15 protein-coding genes are annotated in these 16,914 nt (G+C 44.0%); 2 read left to right on the plus strand and 13 right to left on the minus strand.

The window, feature by feature from the left end; genetic code table 11:
- Positions 1–133: 133 nt before the first annotated feature.
- Positions 134–1,510: a sulfatase family protein gene (locus NSB28_RS10930; protein WP_109627247.1), complete on the minus strand. Its 1,377-nt coding sequence runs from the start codon at positions 1,508–1,510 to the stop codon at positions 134–136.
- Between the two features lie 54 nt (positions 1,511–1,564).
- The gene (locus NSB28_RS10935) at positions 1,565–3,064 is read right to left on the minus strand and encodes a response regulator transcription factor (protein WP_257497742.1); all 1,500 of its coding nucleotides are present in this window, start codon (positions 3,062–3,064) and stop codon (positions 1,565–1,567) included.
- A 297-nt stretch (positions 3,065–3,361) separates the two neighbouring features.
- Here NSB28_RS10935 and NSB28_RS10940 point away from each other — a divergent pair, with 297 nt between their 5' ends.
- Complete coding sequence (locus NSB28_RS10940) at positions 3,362–4,474, plus strand: radical SAM/SPASM domain-containing protein (RefSeq protein ID WP_257497741.1); 1,113 nt, start codon at positions 3,362–3,364, stop codon at positions 4,472–4,474.
- A gap of 1,036 nt (positions 4,475–5,510) precedes the next feature.
- Here NSB28_RS10940 and NSB28_RS10945 read toward each other — a convergent pair.
- The 8 genes from NSB28_RS10945 to NSB28_RS10980 form a co-directional block, all read right to left on the minus strand.
- Positions 5,511–6,059, minus strand: a complete 549-nt coding sequence (locus NSB28_RS10945) for a hypothetical protein (RefSeq protein ID WP_109627255.1) — start codon at positions 6,057–6,059, stop codon at positions 5,511–5,513.
- Positions 6,060–6,063: 4 nt separating this feature from the next.
- Positions 6,064–7,155, minus strand: a complete 1,092-nt coding sequence (locus tag NSB28_RS10950; RefSeq protein ID WP_109627256.1) for a sensor histidine kinase — start codon at positions 7,153–7,155, stop codon at positions 6,064–6,066.
- The gene (locus NSB28_RS10955; protein ID WP_109627257.1) at positions 7,152–7,823 is read right to left on the minus strand and encodes a response regulator transcription factor; all 672 of its coding nucleotides are present in this window, start codon (positions 7,821–7,823) and stop codon (positions 7,152–7,154) included. Before NSB28_RS10955 ends, NSB28_RS10950 begins: the two co-directional genes overlap by 4 nt.
- The gene (locus tag NSB28_RS10960; RefSeq protein WP_257497740.1) at positions 7,820–7,981 is read right to left on the minus strand and encodes a hypothetical protein; all 162 of its coding nucleotides are present in this window, start codon (positions 7,979–7,981) and stop codon (positions 7,820–7,822) included. Before NSB28_RS10960 ends, NSB28_RS10955 begins: the two co-directional genes overlap by 4 nt.
- A 21-nt stretch (positions 7,982–8,002) precedes the next feature.
- A complete protein-coding gene (locus NSB28_RS10965) occupies positions 8,003–9,013 on the minus strand; it encodes a zinc-dependent alcohol dehydrogenase (protein ID WP_109627259.1) in 1,011 nt (336 codons plus the stop codon).
- 390 nt (positions 9,014–9,403) lie between these two features.
- Positions 9,404–10,792 (minus strand): radical SAM/SPASM domain-containing protein, encoded by a 1,389-nt coding sequence (locus tag NSB28_RS10970; RefSeq protein ID WP_109627613.1) that lies wholly within the window; start codon positions 10,790–10,792, stop codon positions 9,404–9,406.
- 360 nt (positions 10,793–11,152) lie between these two features.
- Positions 11,153–12,007, minus strand: coding sequence for a DegV family protein (locus NSB28_RS10975; protein WP_109627261.1), 855 nt, complete (start codon positions 12,005–12,007; stop codon positions 11,153–11,155).
- Positions 12,008–12,068: 61 nt separating this feature from the next.
- Positions 12,069–12,638: a putative ABC transporter permease gene (locus NSB28_RS10980; RefSeq protein WP_109627263.1), complete on the minus strand. Its 570-nt coding sequence runs from the start codon at positions 12,636–12,638 to the stop codon at positions 12,069–12,071.
- Positions 12,639–13,141: 503 nt separating this feature from the next.
- On the opposite strand from NSB28_RS10980, the gene NSB28_RS25115 reads away from it, so the two are divergent.
- Positions 13,142–13,435 (plus strand): helix-turn-helix transcriptional regulator, encoded by a 294-nt coding sequence (locus NSB28_RS25115; protein ID WP_109627265.1) that lies wholly within the window; start codon positions 13,142–13,144, stop codon positions 13,433–13,435.
- Positions 13,436–13,541: 106 nt separating this feature from the next.
- On the opposite strand, the gene NSB28_RS10985 is transcribed toward NSB28_RS25115, so the two are convergent.
- The 3 genes from NSB28_RS10985 to NSB28_RS10995 all read right to left on the minus strand — a co-directional run bounded on the left by NSB28_RS10985 (position 13,542) and on the right by NSB28_RS10995 (position 16,814).
- A complete protein-coding gene (locus NSB28_RS10985) occupies positions 13,542–14,669 on the minus strand; it encodes an aldo/keto reductase (RefSeq protein WP_109627266.1) in 1,128 nt (375 codons plus the stop codon).
- A 258-nt stretch (positions 14,670–14,927) separates the two neighbouring features.
- Complete coding sequence (locus NSB28_RS10990; protein WP_109627268.1) at positions 14,928–15,956, minus strand: ArsR/SmtB family transcription factor; 1,029 nt, start codon at positions 15,954–15,956, stop codon at positions 14,928–14,930.
- A gap of 117 nt (positions 15,957–16,073) precedes the next feature.
- Positions 16,074–16,814 (minus strand): response regulator transcription factor, encoded by a 741-nt coding sequence (locus tag NSB28_RS10995; RefSeq protein WP_109627270.1) that lies wholly within the window; start codon positions 16,812–16,814, stop codon positions 16,074–16,076.
- Positions 16,815–16,914: the final 100 nt, after the last annotated feature.

The raw sequence follows: 16,914 nt of genomic DNA on the forward strand, positions 1-16,914 counted from the left end.
GTTTTCGTGCGTATTTGCACGAAAATCCCGAGGGCTGCAGCGCGAAACGGCGGTTTTTGCCGTTTCTGTGCATCGCGAAGCGTGTTACTGGTCACGGAGTGAACAGTAACATATCCAGTGTGCCTGATACATGTCAGTACATGGGTATGCACTGCAGCTTCTTCCGTCTGTCCTCTCTTAACGTAATATGAAGCTCCGCCGCTTTCTTTAATTTCTCTGCCTCTTCCCTGTATTTTTCCTCTGACATCTGGTCATGATCCTCACCCGGATTTACAGTCAGATCATAAAACTGCTCATTATCTTTCCCGCAGGAATACCTCACATACTTGCCGCTCCTGCCAACCGCCGCAATTCCAAATTCACTCTCCACGATCACACATTCTCTTTCTTTCCTCTCTGATGTCCCGTCACTCTCCCCTTCTGCTTCTCTTTTCAAAGATATTCCTTCCAGATGGTCCGGCTTTTCTATCCCCGCATAATCCATGACAGTACATATGAGATCAAGCCCGTTCACTGTAAGGCTGCTGCTCACCTCATTCCCCGGGCCGCTGATTCCTTTTATGATCAGCGGTACCTTGCAGCATTCCTGATACAGCGCCGTCTTGTGTTCCATCTTATGTGCCGCGTCCATATCACCGTGGTCACTTGTGAATATAATTACTGTGTCCTCCCATTTTCCTGAGTCCTTCAGTGCACACAGCAGCCTTCCTATCTCCCCGTCAACTTTTTCTGTCAGCTTCCCGTATGCCCATCTGTGCAGCCGCCATCTCTCATCTGTATACTGTTCTCTGGCCAGCTTCTTAAAACGCCTCTGCTCCTGCATTATCCTTATGGCCTCCGGCTCGTCCGCTGCCGGTTCATAGTTTTTTGGGAGCGTGGGACAGATGGTCCTGTAAAATACGTCAGGATGCATCCCCTCAGGAATCCTCATAGCCTCGTGTACTGTTTCTGTCTCTGTGATCAGCTCTTCCGCCAGCATCTGTTCCACCGGACCTGACTGCTTCGCAAAATCTGATATGGCCATGAGGCAGATATCGTGCGGGTTGATAAAAGAAGCCACCATGGCAAACGGTTCTTCTTTTTTGTAATCCCTTATATATTTGGCGCATGTATCTGCCAGTTCTCCCCTCTCATCACTGCAGATATAATCAAATCCAAGATCCGCCGCGCGCATATGGGGCAGATGTTCCTTACCTCCATAGACCGCTTCATATCCTGCCTCCTTTAGTTTCTTCCCAAGGCCGTCTGTGAGCAGCCGTTTTGGCAACCTCTCCACTTCCCTGCAGTAATCATTGCTTTTCAGGCCGATATCCCCGGGGTAATGGCCTGTGAATAGGCTGAATCTGGACGGAAGGCAGACAGGGTTCGTACAATAGCTTTCCGTAAATCTGACGCCCTCCTGCGCCAGATAATCCATATTAGGTGTCTTAATCCAGGTATTTCCCGCACAGCTCATCATCTTATCATTCTGCTGGTCTGTCATGATCCACAATATATTTGGCTTCTTCATTATCCTCTTCCTCTCCTTGAACTGTGTCCGCACAGTTTTTTATTTTAAATATCATTATTTATTCTCTTCCTTTACCGCTGCGTGATCTGCCATGTAATCGCTGGGCCTCATCCCTGTCACTGACCGGAATATCCTGCTGAAATAAAACTGGTCACTGAATCCTGTCATAGCAGCCACATCCCGAACAAATATGCCTTCCTGCTCCCCCATGATCCTCTTGGCAGCCTCCACTCTGACCATAGTCAGATAATTGGAGAATGATGTCTCTGCACAGCGCCGGAACGCTTTGCTTAAATATGTCTGGGATACCCCGAACTGCCTGCAGATATGCTGAAGAGTCAGAGGCTCCGCCAGATGTTCCTGCATATAGGCCGTGACCTCCCTGTAGAAGTTCTCCATATCCGCCTTTGCACCATGCCCCCGTATGCCCTCTTTCCCTGCTGACAGCAGCCCTTCCAGGCTCTGGATCAGGTCTTCCGAATCCAGCGCATAGAAAAAAGCATCCTCTAAAACGAATTCATAATCCTCCCCCTCCAGATTCCTGTATCCTGTCTTCTGCATTATGTATACAATTTGCCGTACCATATTCTCCACCCACAGCTGGGAACGCCCTTCTTGTGTCCATTTTCGCAGACACTTCTTTACCTCTTTTATAAACAGCTCTGTCTGTCCATTTTCCAGATAGACACTCATCGCAAGAAATACGCCCTGTGATACGCTCTCTTTTTTCTCCTGCCCCATTTCTTCCAGAATAAGTCTCTGATCCTTTCCTATGGCTGATTTTTTATTAAGGGCCTTATACAGCTTCTTCGCTTTCTCCGGCAGATCCTCTATTTGGAACGCCTCCCCGGATATGATACACGTATGATACCCGGTCCCGTTCCAGTCTTTTTTCAGACATCTGTCAATCACTGCCGGAAAGCTTCTCTCTCTGGACAGTGATGCCGGACAGACATAGAGCGCCTCCATCTCATCCCTCCCATAGAACATTATCTGCTCCGCTTCTTCAGAAAATACCTCAATGCCCGCGGCCTCTGTAAACCGCCGGGGCAGCCCGTTCTTCCTGATCAGTGCACTGTAATACCATTCATCCTGAAAATAATGCCTAAGCTCTTCCCCTGGGCCTTCTTTCCCCTGACAGAGTCTTTTAATAAGTCCGTACCGTTTCCTGTAATAGATCTCATCCAGCCTTGCCTTAGCCTGCCCGAGCACTTCTTCCATCCTGGAAGGTATTACAGGTTTCAGGAGATAATCACAGACCCCTGACTGTATGGCCCCCTTCACATATTCAAATTCCTGATATCCGCTTATTACATAAGACAAAACAGCCGGATACTTGTTTTTTACCTCTCTTACCAGTCCGATCCCATCCATGACCGGCATCTTTACATCTGTAAACAGCAGGTCCGGCTGCCCTTCCTTCATCTTCTCCAATGCATCCGCCCCATGCTCCGCGGTATCCAGAATACAAAAATCCTTCCCAATTTTGCGGATTATTTTGCACAGATGGTTTAAGGCCGCCGGCTCATCATCTACTGCCATTACTGTATACATTCTCTTCCCCCCTTTCCCCGCACTCTGCAAAATCCTGACTGCATATAAAATGATTATATCTTTTAATTTCTTATTTGCATATAGAATATCCAGTTTTGGCATATGGAAAAATATGCTGCCAGATAAGGCAGGAATCCGTTACTGTTCACACGTCACCATCCCCAGCGTTTGACAAAACTCAATTGACAAACCACTCCCAAACCTGTACGATATTAAGGACAAATGAAAGTTCTTGTTCACACGCTGCAATTGGGCGTAATACTGATCTTAAATATATTTTCAGGGGGATTTTTGCAGATGAGATATTTCTCTACACTGATAAAACCGGCATCTTCACTGTGCAATATGAGATGCCGCTACTGCTTTTACTATGATGTTGTCTCTAACAGGGAAGTGGCTTCTTACGGCGTCATGGACAAAGAAACTGCCGTAAAGCTGATCGAGAGGGCGTTTGAATATACTCCTGCGCCGGGGCAGCTTACATTTGCTTTCCAGGGCGGGGAGCCAACGCTTGCAGGCCTTGACTACTACAGATTTTTTGTGGAGGAGGTACGCAGCCGTCAGCAGGATGGACACACTGTCGCTTATGCCATCCAGACAAACGGCCAGGTATTAGATGAAGAATGGTGCCGGTTCCTCAAGGAGAATCAATTTCTTGTGGGCCTTTCTCTGGACGGTCCCAGAGAGATCCATGACTTTCAGAGGCTGGACTCTTCATTGAAGGGAACCTTTGATACTACGCACAGGGCTTTGAATCTGCTGAAGCGCCATAAAATTGAATACAATGTGCTAACAGTGCTCACAAAGCAGACGGCAAAGAAACCTCAGACATTATACCGTTTTTTTGAAAAGGAAAAGATAGATTATGTGCAGGTCATCCCGTGCCTGAAGGCCCTGGAGGCACAGGATCAGCCTGATAAGCCGTTTGACCTCACACCAAAGCTCTACTCCTCTTTTCTTAAGGATTTCTTTGCACTCTGGTATGAGGGCCTCAGGAAAGACCGTTACATCAGCGTCCGTCAGTTTGACAACCTGGTATGGATGATGAAAGGGCGGCCGGCTGAGCAGTGCGGCATGATGGGATTCTGTTCTCCCCAATTCGTGGTGGAGGCTGACGGAGGCGTATATCCCTGCGACTTCTATGTACTGGATGAATATTACAGCGGCAATATCATGACCAGCTCCTTTGAAGAGATCAGGAAAGCGGCAGGCACCGAAAGATTTATAAAATATGAGGAGCCCCAGAATTCTCTATGCCCTTCCTGCCCCGTCAGAGGCCTGTGCGGGGGAGGGTGCAAGAGATACCGTTCATTCTATAAGGCAGAACCCGGGTACTGCCCTTACCAGGACTTTCTCTGTGACGCATATGACAGGCTGCGGGAGATTGCAGAGAATGTAACTCTGGAATAATATCCTGCTGTCCTCCCCATAGAATGGCAGACCGGCCTTTACAGATTTTGTTTCATCAACGTGTCCCGTTTTAGGATAAGCCTGAAAAATTTAAAGCCAGGTGTGACTTTTACGAGTCGCACCTGGCCCTGTTTGAGATTATCTATTTCCCGACTGCCCCTTGATTCTGTTATGTACTGCTTATTTCTTTTTCTTTATAACCACTACCACGACACCTACCGCTACAATAACAAGCGCTACAACTACAACTTTTAACATCTAATCCCCCCCTTTCTTTTCCCTCCAAATGTCAGGATGATTTATCCACATTTTCCTGTTTGATATATCAGACTTCCTGTCTTTGATCTGATAGAAATTAGGATACCACAGGAATATTTGTTTTTTGATTGAATCTCGTTTCTGTAATATTAAAATCAAACAAGATTGTCCACCCTTTGATAAGGCAAATGCCCTTCAATTAACTCGATAAAATCACCTGGCAGAAAAAGGCTGGATGTTTTCCTCATAGTGACTGCGCCCGACCGCTCCAGCAGTTCTGCAACAAACTGCGAACAAAAATAATGCCTTTTCCAATGCATGGGAATATGAAGTACACAACATAAAACACCCAATCTTGTATACCTGTAGGAATCCTTTTCAGCCAGAAAAAATCTGAGAATGTCCTGTATGTTTTTATAAGCTGCCTCTGTAATCTGAATCCTGTAACAGCAGCTGTGTTTCACACCACGCTTCCTATGTTTCTCCAGTGTTTCGACAGCAAATCCCCGATAATTAAAGCTGTAATATTTCCCCGGCTCTTCCTCCAACGATATAGAAGCGTGAGTATAGCTTCGACCGCACACATAGTAAACCAGACTGGATACACAGTCCGAATATTTTGTCAATAAAATATTTATTTCTTTCATAGGCGTCCCCATTCTGTTTTTCTTTCAGTTTACACCCCTTTTGTTTTTCAATAATTTGAGTATGGTTTGCGAAATATTAAAAAAGAACCGCCTCCTACGACGATTCTTTTCCTTACTATCAATTACATTTCCTATATCAGCAGGTCTTTCCCTTTTCTACACACCTCATAAAGTTCTTCCATTTTATCTTCAATCAAAGGCTGAATCTCTTCCGTTCTTTTTCTGACAAGCATCCGGTACACAAACCAGGATGCAATCCACCCGGCAAACCCTGGAATGGCAAGGAGGATACACAGCATAACAAGCGGAGGCTCCGCCGTCACTGCAAATACGGCGCCTGCCATGCAGGTAGTGCCCACAATGCCAATCAGTATTGCTGCAATCGTTGCAAGGGTCGCTTTCGACTTTTCCAGCCTGTCAATTTCCAGAATACAGCTGTCAAAATTTCTCTGCAGCCTGGTCAGTTCCACCTTATTGCAGATCATCCTGTTCCGCCGGAAATTAAGGGTCGTATAACCTCCTATATGCGCCCGCTCCTGAACCACCTCTGCATTTGGGTCCTCCTCCCATCCGAAACAGGGATAACTGTCCAGATACAAAGAAGCATGTTCCCTCAATATTTCCTTTGTTTTATATTCGTACCCCACATATTCGGATCCGACATTGCTGACTTCTGTCATAAAATCACTCCTCCTGTTCCTTTTCCATTATAATGGAAACCGGGAACCCCACACGGAAAACAGTTCCTTTCCCTTCCGTGCTCTTCACCGTAATCGTTCCTCCGCTCATCTGCAATACACGGAGGATTAACGACAGTCCCAACCCGTTTCCTTCCATTGCATGGGAAGTATCCCCCTGATAAAACTTATCAAACATCCGCTTCATAGTCTGTTCCGACATACCACATCCGGTATCAGATACCTCCACCGTAGTATATTCCTGGTCAGAATACTGGCGTATGCTCACCGTACCGCCTGCATCCGTAAATTTGAACGCATTGGACAAAAGATTATTCCATACCAGTCCTATTAGCTCCCTGTCCGCCTCCACATAAGCACACTCTTCCATATCCGCTTCAAATTCAATCCCTTTCTTTTCCCAGACTGCCTCAAACCCTATGGCACACTCGGCCAACTGGCCGCACAGGTCATACCTCTCGGGCTTCGGCTGTATCTTCTGACTTTCCAGCTTATTGAGTTTTAGAACATTAAAGATCAAGGAGGACAGGCGTTTTGTACTTTCCAGTATGGCATCCGCATACTCCTGCTGTACAGCGTCCAGTTCCGTTCCCTGCAATAGCTGCACATAATTATTAATAGCAGAAAGCGGCGTTTTCATTTCGTGGGACACATTTGCTGCGAAATCATTCTTCAGCGTTTCAATAGAACCAAGCTCCGCCACCATTTTATTAAAATCCATATACAGGGTATCAATATAATCCATATCATTTGGGGCGTGGCGGAGCGGGAGGTATACAGAGAAATCTCCCTCCGCGACCTTCTTCGCGGCAATGCTCAGCCTGCGGATCGGGCGCTCCACCGTCATGTACTTATACAGATTGAGCGCAGACAGGATCGCCGCCGAAACTACAACACAGTAAATAAAATACCATTTCACATAAGGCCCTGAATCGTCCCGAATCAAATGGATACCCCCGTACAAAACAGTGGGCAGCAGCATCAAAGTACCCACAGTAAAAAACAATGCCAGATAAATGGGGAGCTTAAAATAGCTCCGGGATATTCTTGGGTCTGTTGTTTTCCCCCCCTGTTTCATAGGATCACCGCCTTATATCCCAGGCCGCGGATTGTCTTGATCTGTATGTTCTTACAAACAGAAAACTTATCCCTCAGCTTTGTCACATAAACGTCCACCGCACGGAGACCGGTGTCACTTTCTATACCCCAGAACTCATCCAGAAGCTGCGCTCTGGAAAAGGTATGGTTTGGATAAGACAGCAGCTTAAACATAATATTAAATTCACGCACCGTGACGAAAATCTCCTCATCGTCGTACATGACCATCATGGCGTCCGCGTCCAAGATCAATTCACCCACCACCAGCCTCCGGCTTTCCTCAATATTTGCACGCCGAAGAAGCGCCCTGACTCGCATCAGAAGTTCACTCATATCTATAGGCTTAACCATATAGTCATCAATCCCCATATCAAAGCCTTTCTGCTTTGATGCCATATCGTCTCTGGCGCTCATGAATAAAATTGGAATCCGTTTGTTGAGCCTGCGGACATTCTCCGCAAACGCAAACCCGTCCGTCCCTGGCATCATGATGTCAGAAATGATCAGGTCATACAGCGCACCATACATTTCTTCATAGGCACGATCCACCGACAGCATGCCTTTCGCCTGATATCCGCTGTTGTTCAGATAAGCACAGACACTCTGCGTTAATTTTGCGTCATCATCTACCACAAGTATAGAAATCATCTTTCTCTTCCTTTCTTTCCAGACAGGCATTTTTCTGCGCCCCCATTTTCACAATCCGCCAGAAGGGAACGGCTGTCAGACTCATCATAGTTTTCCCTGACCGCACTGCTGATCTCCGTTATTTCTTTTTTCCCTGAACTCAGCCAATGTAAACCCACCTATAGTTCCCTCCTGTATGATTAAAACCGGATTGTCACATTCAGTGCATGATCCCTATCCGACGCTGTCTGGATTGCCTTGTCAATCTCATCAATCGAAAATTCATGGGTAATGACAGATTCCAGATTCCATTTCCTGCTTGCCATCATATCCATCACATCCTTTACATCTTCGGGAAAATATCCGCCGGAACCAATGATGCTTTTCTGTGCGTAAGTCATATGGAGCAAGTCAAGCTGACGCATCGAATTGTTCACTGCCACGGACACAAAGCGGCTCCCTATTTTCCCATGCGCCATAAAATCCTCCAGAATACTCTCATGGCCTGCGGCATCCAGAAAGATGTCCGCATCCGCAGTATCACCCATAAGAGCCGGCGCCGTTTCAAAATATTCCTCTGCTTTTTCCCACACGGATTCTTTTGCTGTATTGCAGGCAGCAAAACCGAGTTCCCCCGCAATATGCAGCCGGTAATCCGATAAGTCACAAATCATTACCTGCTCCACTCCAAAGTATTTAAGAGCAACTGCCGCAGCCAGACCAATGGTCCCGCAGCCAAACACAACTGCCTTTTCTCCCGGCTTCGGCTGTCCCCGCCTGGCTGCCCTGCATCCCACCGTAAAAGGTTCAATCAGGCAGGCCAGCCGGTCTGAAATCTGTTCCGGCACATCATACAGGGAGTAATTCTTTTTCGCCTGCGGCACAAGGATATATTCTGAAAATCCGCCAATAGTTCCCGCCCGACTGGTGTCATTTTTGACATAACGGGGATATGGATAAACTCTTTCCCCTATCTGAAATTCCGTCACATTTTTACCAACTGCCACAACCCTGGATACTGTCTCGTGACCAAATTCCGCTCCAACAGCAATCCTGTGTCCTGTATTCGCTCCATGCTGATAGACCGCCACATCTGTTCCGCAAATACTGGAATAAATATTCTTGATCAAAACATCATTTTCCCCGCATTCCGGCAGGGGAAGTTCTCTCACCTCTATCTGCTCTTTTCCTAAATAAATTGCTGCTTTCATCTTTATTATTCCTCCGTATCAGTACAATTCTATCTGAGAATATCATCTGTTCGTTTTTATTCTGTTTGTATTTTGTTTTAGAATTATTAAAATTAATGCAACCTCGCTCTTTTTTCCAACACACGTTGCTTTTATACCTGGATTATATAAAGATTTTATCAGCAGCCGTCGCAGGGTTCAATCATCAATACAGCAATTCGTGTTGGAATAAAGGAGATTTTTATGAATACAAAGAATAACCAAGGATTTGGTGATATGGATAAGAAATTGAAAGCTAAGACGCTGGAGCTTTTAGAAACAACTGATTTTGAAAAAATTATCGTAAAGTCCTTATGTGAAACTGCCCCCTTTAAAATCCCGCAGCCTAGTCCTCTCTCTGCTCCTTGTACCCTATGGAAAAATGATTCTGTTGTCTGTTCCGCACTTTCCACAGGCCATACATCTATTGGACTCAGACCATAATCTTTCTGCCACCGGTTTCCATTTTGCGGCAGTAAGCACACATTTATCAGAAAACTCTTTTGCGGTCTCCAGATTTTGGTAATCTGTGCTTACAGCACCGCTCTTTTCTACAATTTCTGTCAATCGGCCTGGATTGTCCAGTACCGGACATGGGCGAAGCATGTTGTCATTCCACGGCTGGTTGTCATGGTATCCCATGAATAAGGGTGAGCGGTAAGCCTCTAATAATGTCTTTTCCCGGATATTGGAATCAGAATAATGGATGAAGGCACAGGGTTCAATATCTCCGTTAGCATTAATATGACAGTAGCTCCTTCCACCGGCAATGCAGCCGCCAACATATTCGCCGTCATTCCAGAAATCAACCGTAAATATTGGCTTCGTATGACGGTACTCACGGATCTTGTGATACATCATCTCACGCTGCTTAGCTGTAGCCATCAGTTCAGGTACCGCTCCTTTTCCAACCGGCATATAGGTGAAGAACCATGCAAATTTAGCTCCCAGTTCGATCATATAATCAAAATATTCTTCGCTGCCGATCACTTCTGCATTATTGCTTGTATAGCAGCAGGAAATTCCAAAAGGGAGTTTTTTCTTTTTTAAGATTGACATAGCATTTAAAATTTTTTCATAAGTTCCCTCACCGCGTCTTCCATCTGTCGCCTCTTCAAATCCTTCAATGCTGATGGCCGGCATGAAATTCTGCACGCGGAGCATCTCGTCAGCAAAGGCTTCATCGATCAGGGTTCCATTGGTAAATGTGGAGAACACACAGTCCTGATGTTCCTCACATAACCGGACAATGTCTTTTTTCCGCACCAGCGGTTCCCCTCCCGTAAAAAGATACACATAAGTTCCAAGTTCAACCCCCTGGTTTACAATATCATCCATTTCTTCATAGGTCAGGTTCATATGATTACCATACTCGGCAGCCCAGCATCCGGTACATTTCAGATTGCAGGCACTTGTGGGATCAAGTAAAATTGCCCAGGGCACATTACAGTTATATTTTTCCTTGTTTTCTTTCTGTCTTTGGTACCCCAGCAGACAACCGTTGATGATCAGGTTTTCAAACAGTCTATTCCGAACTCCGGCATCAATATCAGACCACAGGCTCATGACCAGCTTATACCAGTTGCCTTTTTTGTTCCCCATAACTTTATGGATTGCTTCTCTTTCTGATTTCAAAGTATTTTTTCTATCAAATTTGTCAAACCATGCCAGCAATTTGAGCATATTTTTTTCTGGGTCTTTGTCAAGATATCCAAGCGCCGTTTTCAAAGCCAGCGCTTCCACATTTTCTTTTATTGGCATTCTTTTGTCCTCTTTTCTTTTATTATCTTTAGCAAAAGAGACTTCTGAACATTCTGCCCAAAGCCCCTGTGCATTGTTTGTTTTCTTATTTTTTATTTTTCTTCTTAACAACAGCGGCAATAGCGCCTGCTGCTACAGCTACTACAGCTACAACTACGACTTTAAAAGCCATATCTCATTCCTCCTTTGTTTGATATGTGGTCATTGACACGGTACTTCAACAACAATGCCATCATACGCCTTGATTATTTAAAAATCGATTCAATTTTGTTTGAGAAAAATTAATATCTCACTTACAGCAAACAAACCACTGTAATTGTAATGCCTGCCATGACCCGCAAAGACCACAAAATCCCTTTATTAAGTCACTATCCCGCCAACTCCAAATGCACCAGGTCCTGCATGTGTCGAAATAACACAGCCTGTTTGAACCCACCGGACATTTGAATACCCGTTTTCTCCCAAAAATTGTCCGGCTCTTCTCAACGTATCTTTTGACAGTCCTTCTGAATACAACAGGTAGATATCTTCTTTTCCAAATTGATTATTTTTCAGCACATCTTCTAACAGCCTTAAACAAACCGTTCTCATTCGCCCTCTATATTTTTTTGTAGAAACTAAATATCCATTTTTTATTTCAATCATAGGTTTTAAATGTAAAATATTAGCGCCAATATATTGGGCATTGCTCACCCTTCCTCCTGCAAGAAGGTAGTCCAGGTTTTCCGGTATAAAATACATCCGGGCATTTTCTATCCACTTATGAATGGCTCCCACCAATTCATCCAATAATATGTTTGGGTGGGCTTCCAAATATTTTGCTGCCTTTATTACAAGATTGCCCTGACCTGCACTTACCGCTTTTGTATCTATATGGGTAATGCCTGAAATACCCTCACTTCCAATGATTGCATTTTGCCATGTTGCGGTTGTCACCGCCGAATAACACAGATGAAGGATTTTACAATCTGGATTCTGTTGCTTGATCTTCAAATATGCCTCTCGGTATTCCTGCGGATTTGTTCCACTCGTAGATGGAATCTGTCTGGTTTGTTTATAATATTCAAAGATTTCTTTTTGCGGAAAGGCACCATCATTCAGATTTCGTTCCCCCAAAGCCACATGCATCGGTACAATATGTATTTTCAGTTCTCTAACCGTTTTTGCAGGTATATCAGCTCCACTTTCTGTTAAAATAATAATTTTTCTTTGCATCGTCAAACTCCATTCTTAATGTTTATATACTCAGCCTGGCACTTTCTGCATGTTTACATCGTTATTTTCCCCCTATAATAGATACCCCCATTCCGAGATTCGGGGATTGTAATGCAACAACTACATCTACACAAAAAATAGTTATCAGCAGCACAGCAAATACAACTTTCACACAAGGATTAATACGCTCTAATCGAGCACGCATCCATGGCTCAATGAGATATACAGCGAGCATGCCGGCAATTCCAAACATCAATAACCCTCCAACATAAATACGTCCATGAAGATTTAGGAACTTAGAACTATAATCCCACCACCTTGCGTTGAAGATTAACTCTAGTACGTAAGAAGTGACATATTCCAAAAGACCACAAATTACTATGTTTCCAATAAAAAGGAAAATAGGATATTTTTTCAATTTATGTCCAAACAGTACAAGTAGTATAAATCCGAACCCATAAATTGGAACCCATGGGCCATGCAAAACGCCTCGAAGATTCAAAACAATCTCAATCCAGGAGACATTAACATGGGAGCCTTTAAATGCAATCATCTCTAGTAACCAGCCTATTATGCCTCCTGTAAAAAATAAAATTGTCCAATAACAGGTATTGTTCATGATTTTTTTCATTTTGTATCCATCCTTCTTTTGTAGTTCTGTAAGAAGAATAACATTTTATTGTTTTCATTTTACTTGTGTTATGTTTATGTATTATTAATTACTACAATAATGAGAAAAAATAGTCTGAATTGGTTACAAAAAATTATGCCTTAAGGAGAAGGAGGACATGTTAATAGAAGGATCGAACAAAAGATAAATTAAATTAGGAAAGTAGAGAGGTGAGTTCAAGTGAAGGTGAATTAGAATTTCTGGCTGGCCACAAAATATCCTGCGTTTTTTTCGTCAGAACTTAGATGATAATTCCCAAAAAAACAAAGATTATATAGATTTTATATTAAAGGACAGATCTATCCAAGATTTAGAGGCTGCAAATATATGGAATCAGATTAAAATCGAGATGTCTGAAAGACAGTCGGGTTTCGAACTTTTTATTAACATTTATCGCTTTGAACCAAAAAGCCTTGGTCTGCTTTCTGATAAGAACATTACAGACGAAGTAATCTATTACATAAATGCCCAGAAAAAGGAGAATAACGAGGGAAGAAGTGGCAGAAATTCTGTCCTATAATGGAGATTATATTAACCGGGTGTTTAAAAAGCAGACAGGCAGATCAATTCTGAACTATTGTCAGACTGTGTGTATGGAAGAAGCCGCCCGACTGCTTTCTACTACTACGTTAGATGTGCAGACAATTATTAAACAGCTAAGATACGAAAATCGTACACACTTTAACAGGCTGTTTAAAGAATATTTTCAAATGACACCTGGAGAGTATAGGGTACGTCATAGGAAAGCAATGAAATAATCAGAATAGGGGGGCGGTTAATTCTAGTTTTAACCTCCCCCCTGTCTGAGACTATCTATTTCCCGACTGCCCCTTTTATATCTGTTTATTTTGTTAATATTCCGTCTTAATCTGCTTTGAATATCTCAGCTATTTTCACCATATTCTCGCTGATCTTGATACTCTGCGGACAGACCTTCTCACATTTCCTGCATTTCCTGCACGCATCGGCTTTTATTTCCAGAGTCTCATAGAGCTTTTTGGCCTCTTCCACCCCCTTAGATGCAGTCTGGTTATATGCCTCAAACGTCTTTGGAATATTGATTCCTGCCGGACACGGCATACAATATTCACATTTTGTACAGGATACAAGAGCCATGGTGTCGTAGACCTTCTTAGCCTCAGCCAGCATATCCAGGTCTTTTTCCGTAAGCATGCCCACCGATGAACGGGATGCATAGACCAAATTATCTTCTGTCTGCTGCATATTGCTCATACCGCTGAGCAGAAGGCTGACCTCCGGCCTGTTCCACAGGAAGTCCAGAGCCCATTCTGCCGGCTCCTTCTCTTTTCCAAGCATCTTTCTCACATTATCTGTGGGATTTGCCAGTTTTCCGCCGAGAAGCGGCTCCATAATAACAAGTCCGAGTCCGCGCTTTCCTGCTTCCTCCAGACCTTTTATGGTTGCCTGGTGATCCACATCAATATAGTTCATCTGTATCTGACAGAAATCCCATCCGTCAAATCCGTCCAGGATTTTCATGAATATATCCATCTCATCGTGGAACGAAAATCCTATGTGGCGGATCTTCCCTTCTTCCTTTGCCTTTACAGCCTTGTCCAGCAGATTATACTTCAGGACAGTGTCTTCCCAACGCTCATTATTCAACGCATGGAGCAGATAAAAATCTATGTACTCTGTGTCCAGCTTCTTCAGCTGCTCGTCCAGTGTCCTGTCAAAATCTTCTTCACTTTTATACATCCAGACAGGCGCTTTTGTGGCCAGATATACTTTTTCCCTGTAACCGTCCTGCAGCGCCCTGCCTACCACGATCTCACTCATTCCGTCATGATACGGATAAGCAGTGTCAATATAATTAACCCCCTCATCGATGGCACGGCGCACCATGCTTACCGCCAGCTCTTCATCAATATGGTCCTTGCCGTTTTCATCCTTTACTGTTGGAAAACGCATGCAGCCAAATCCCAGAGCAGACACTTCAAGTCCTGTTTTCCCAAATCTTCTGTACTCCATAAATTTACCTCCTTGATTGATACCACTGCAACCCTTCATTATCTTCACTGTCACAATGATTTTTTCTATATTGGCAACTGTTCTGTAACTTCACAGTTACATTAATTGTATTCTTTCTTACACATATATGCAAGCTGAAAATATATATATGCATAGAAAAAGGTTACAGTTCCGCAAGATGTTTATGTGCTAAATGCGCAAAAAAAGACAGGAATATATCCTGTCTCAATTATTTCAATCGCCCGGCATTTGTCTGCTTCACCCCAACAGATTCTGCAGATCTGCCGCCATCTCTTCAATTGCCTCCGTCTCCACGCAATAATAGACCTTTGCATTTTTCTTCTGCACAGAAACAAGACCGCAGTTAAACAGCACACTCATGTGATGTGACACTGTGGATGTAGATAGTTTAAGACTGTCCGCCAGCTCCAGATTATATTTCGGCTGTTCCTTCAGGGTACACAGTATCTCTAATTTGCTCCTGTCGCCCAGGGCCTTCATTTTCATAACAAGAGAATCCTTTATTGCATCAGGATTCCTGTCCTTCCTGCTGATAAATTCATTCAGCATTCCATGGTACCCCCGTGTGAATGTATCCAGCTGCTGCACAGGAGCGATCAGCGTGGGATGCACTACTCTGTCCGGACCATATCTCTTCTGCATATCCTCTGCATGTGCCTCTGTATAATCACGATAGCGTTTCAGCACCTCCGCATACGGCCTCCTGACAACATATACCGCCTGCTCATAAGCAGGTATGTTGGCGCTGATACACTCAAACAACACTTCCAGCCAGTACTTGGGCCTGCTCATAAACTCCATAAAATGCCATTTCATCTCTTCCGTAATATCCTGCTTCTGCAGAAAATCTATTATTTCACTGCTGCCCTCCAATACCGGCATCTTTTCCTTATCCGGCAGCCTTGTGCTCTGCCTGTTTTCCAGCATAAAGGCAATCAGGCTTCTGACTTCGAGATCAGAGACCCCTCCAAAGTCATCTATCCATTCCCTGTTTTCTACCAAAATCTTAAGTGCCAACGCAAAAAAGTCCTCCTGCGCATTAAAGAAGAACTCTTTTCCTTCTATTACTACCATATTTTTTTTAAAATACCGGAGGTATCTCTTAATAATGCTGAAATGCTTCTGATAAAATGCTTCACCATTTATCCCTAAACCGTTCAGCTCAGCGATAATCCTGTCTTTTGCATTAAATTTTTTGCTGCTGCAATAAAGAAGCACACCCGTCTCGAACAACGGGTCCAATTCATCACTAATAACTATGCCCATAAATTTTTCCTCCTTGCCCCTTTTCCGATAATGGTTATAACAAATCCATTATAGCAGATAACTTGTATATTGCAAAGAGCATTCTGGACATTACATTGCAAATGATAACTACATGTGTTACTGTTTGTTCCTGAATTCATTAGCTGACATCCCTGCCTGCTTTTTAAATACCCTGGAGAAATGTGCCACATCCAGGAAACCCACCATTTCCGCCACATCACTTACCCTCAGGGAAGGGTCCATAAGCAGGAGCTTGGCCTGGCTGATCCTGATCTGGTTGAGAAGGTCAGAAAAACTTTTTCCTGTATGCTTGTTTAAAAGTTTGCTCAGATGCCACTGGCTTACATATGTATTTTCAGCCACGTCATTGAGGGTTATCTTATTTTTATAATTTTCCTCCATATACTGGAGTGCATTCTTGACAATAAAGCTCCCTGCTTTTCCTTCTTCTTCATGCTCCTCCTCCGGTGCATCCCCCCGCTGCTTCTTAAGCTTTGCGACCATAGTCTCCACTGCTTCTTCTATCTCGCTCATGTTGGACGGCTTTAAGAGGAATCTGGTGACCCCAAGGCGTATGGCTGTCTGGGCATAGTCAAAATCTCTGTAGCCTGTGAGGATACAGATCATCATATCCGGGAACTCCACCTTCAGTGCAGCTATCATCTTCAGCCCGTCCCGTCCCGGCATAGCTATATCTGAAAAGATAATATCCGGTTTATTGACACGGATCTTCTCCAGTCCCTCATTCCCGTCGCTGGCTGTATCCACAACAGTGCACCCGTATTTCTCCCAGGGCACTACCTTGGATATCCCCTCCACTATAATTGGCTCATCATCAATTATCATAACCTTGTACATACGTACCTCCCACATTTAAACCCAAATCCCGGGTTCAGTATACAGACCGGCAGCTATTCAGAATTACTGTGCACATATTTTTGATTACAGCGCATATGTT

This window comes from Murimonas intestini (assembly GCF_024622195.1).
In the GTDB taxonomy this organism is placed as follows: domain Bacteria; phylum Bacillota; class Clostridia; order Lachnospirales; family Lachnospiraceae; genus Murimonas; species Murimonas intestini.

Excerpts from the sequence above, each read along its gene's own strand:
- NSB28_RS10990 (WP_109627268.1), bottom strand. The coding sequence starts at position 15,956 with ATGGGCATAGTTATTAGTGATGAATTGGACCCGTTGTTCGAGACGGGT.
- NSB28_RS10935 (WP_257497742.1), bottom strand. The coding sequence starts at position 3,064 with ATGTATACAGTAATGGCAGTAGATGATGAGCCGGCGGCCTTAAACCAT.
- NSB28_RS10985 (WP_109627266.1), bottom strand. The coding sequence starts at position 14,669 with ATGGAGTACAGAAGATTTGGGAAAACAGGACTTGAAGTGTCTGCTCTG.
- NSB28_RS10975 (WP_109627261.1), bottom strand. The coding sequence starts at position 12,007 with ATGCAAAGAAAAATTATTATTTTAACAGAAAGTGGAGCTGATATACCT.
- NSB28_RS10955 (WP_109627257.1), bottom strand. The coding sequence starts at position 7,823 with ATGATTTCTATACTTGTGGTAGATGATGACGCAAAATTAACGCAGAGT.
- NSB28_RS10965 (WP_109627259.1), bottom strand. The coding sequence starts at position 9,013 with ATGAAAGCAGCAATTTATTTAGGAAAAGAGCAGATAGAGGTGAGAGAA.
- NSB28_RS25115 (WP_109627265.1), top strand. The coding sequence starts at position 13,142 with ATGCCCAGAAAAAGGAGAATAACGAGGGAAGAAGTGGCAGAAATTCTG.
- NSB28_RS10940 (WP_257497741.1), top strand. The coding sequence starts at position 3,362 with ATGAGATATTTCTCTACACTGATAAAACCGGCATCTTCACTGTGCAAT.
- NSB28_RS10980 (WP_109627263.1), bottom strand. The coding sequence starts at position 12,638 with ATGAAAAAAATCATGAACAATACCTGTTATTGGACAATTTTATTTTTT.
- NSB28_RS10930 (WP_109627247.1), bottom strand. The coding sequence starts at position 1,510 with ATGAAGAAGCCAAATATATTGTGGATCATGACAGACCAGCAGAATGAT.
- NSB28_RS10950 (WP_109627256.1), bottom strand. The coding sequence starts at position 7,155 with ATGAAACAGGGGGGGAAAACAACAGACCCAAGAATATCCCGGAGCTAT.
- NSB28_RS10945 (WP_109627255.1), bottom strand. The coding sequence starts at position 6,059 with ATGACAGAAGTCAGCAATGTCGGATCCGAATATGTGGGGTACGAATAT.
- NSB28_RS10970 (WP_109627613.1), bottom strand. The coding sequence starts at position 10,792 with ATGCCAATAAAAGAAAATGTGGAAGCGCTGGCTTTGAAAACGGCGCTT.
- NSB28_RS10995 (WP_109627270.1), bottom strand. The coding sequence starts at position 16,814 with ATGTACAAGGTTATGATAATTGATGATGAGCCAATTATAGTGGAGGGG.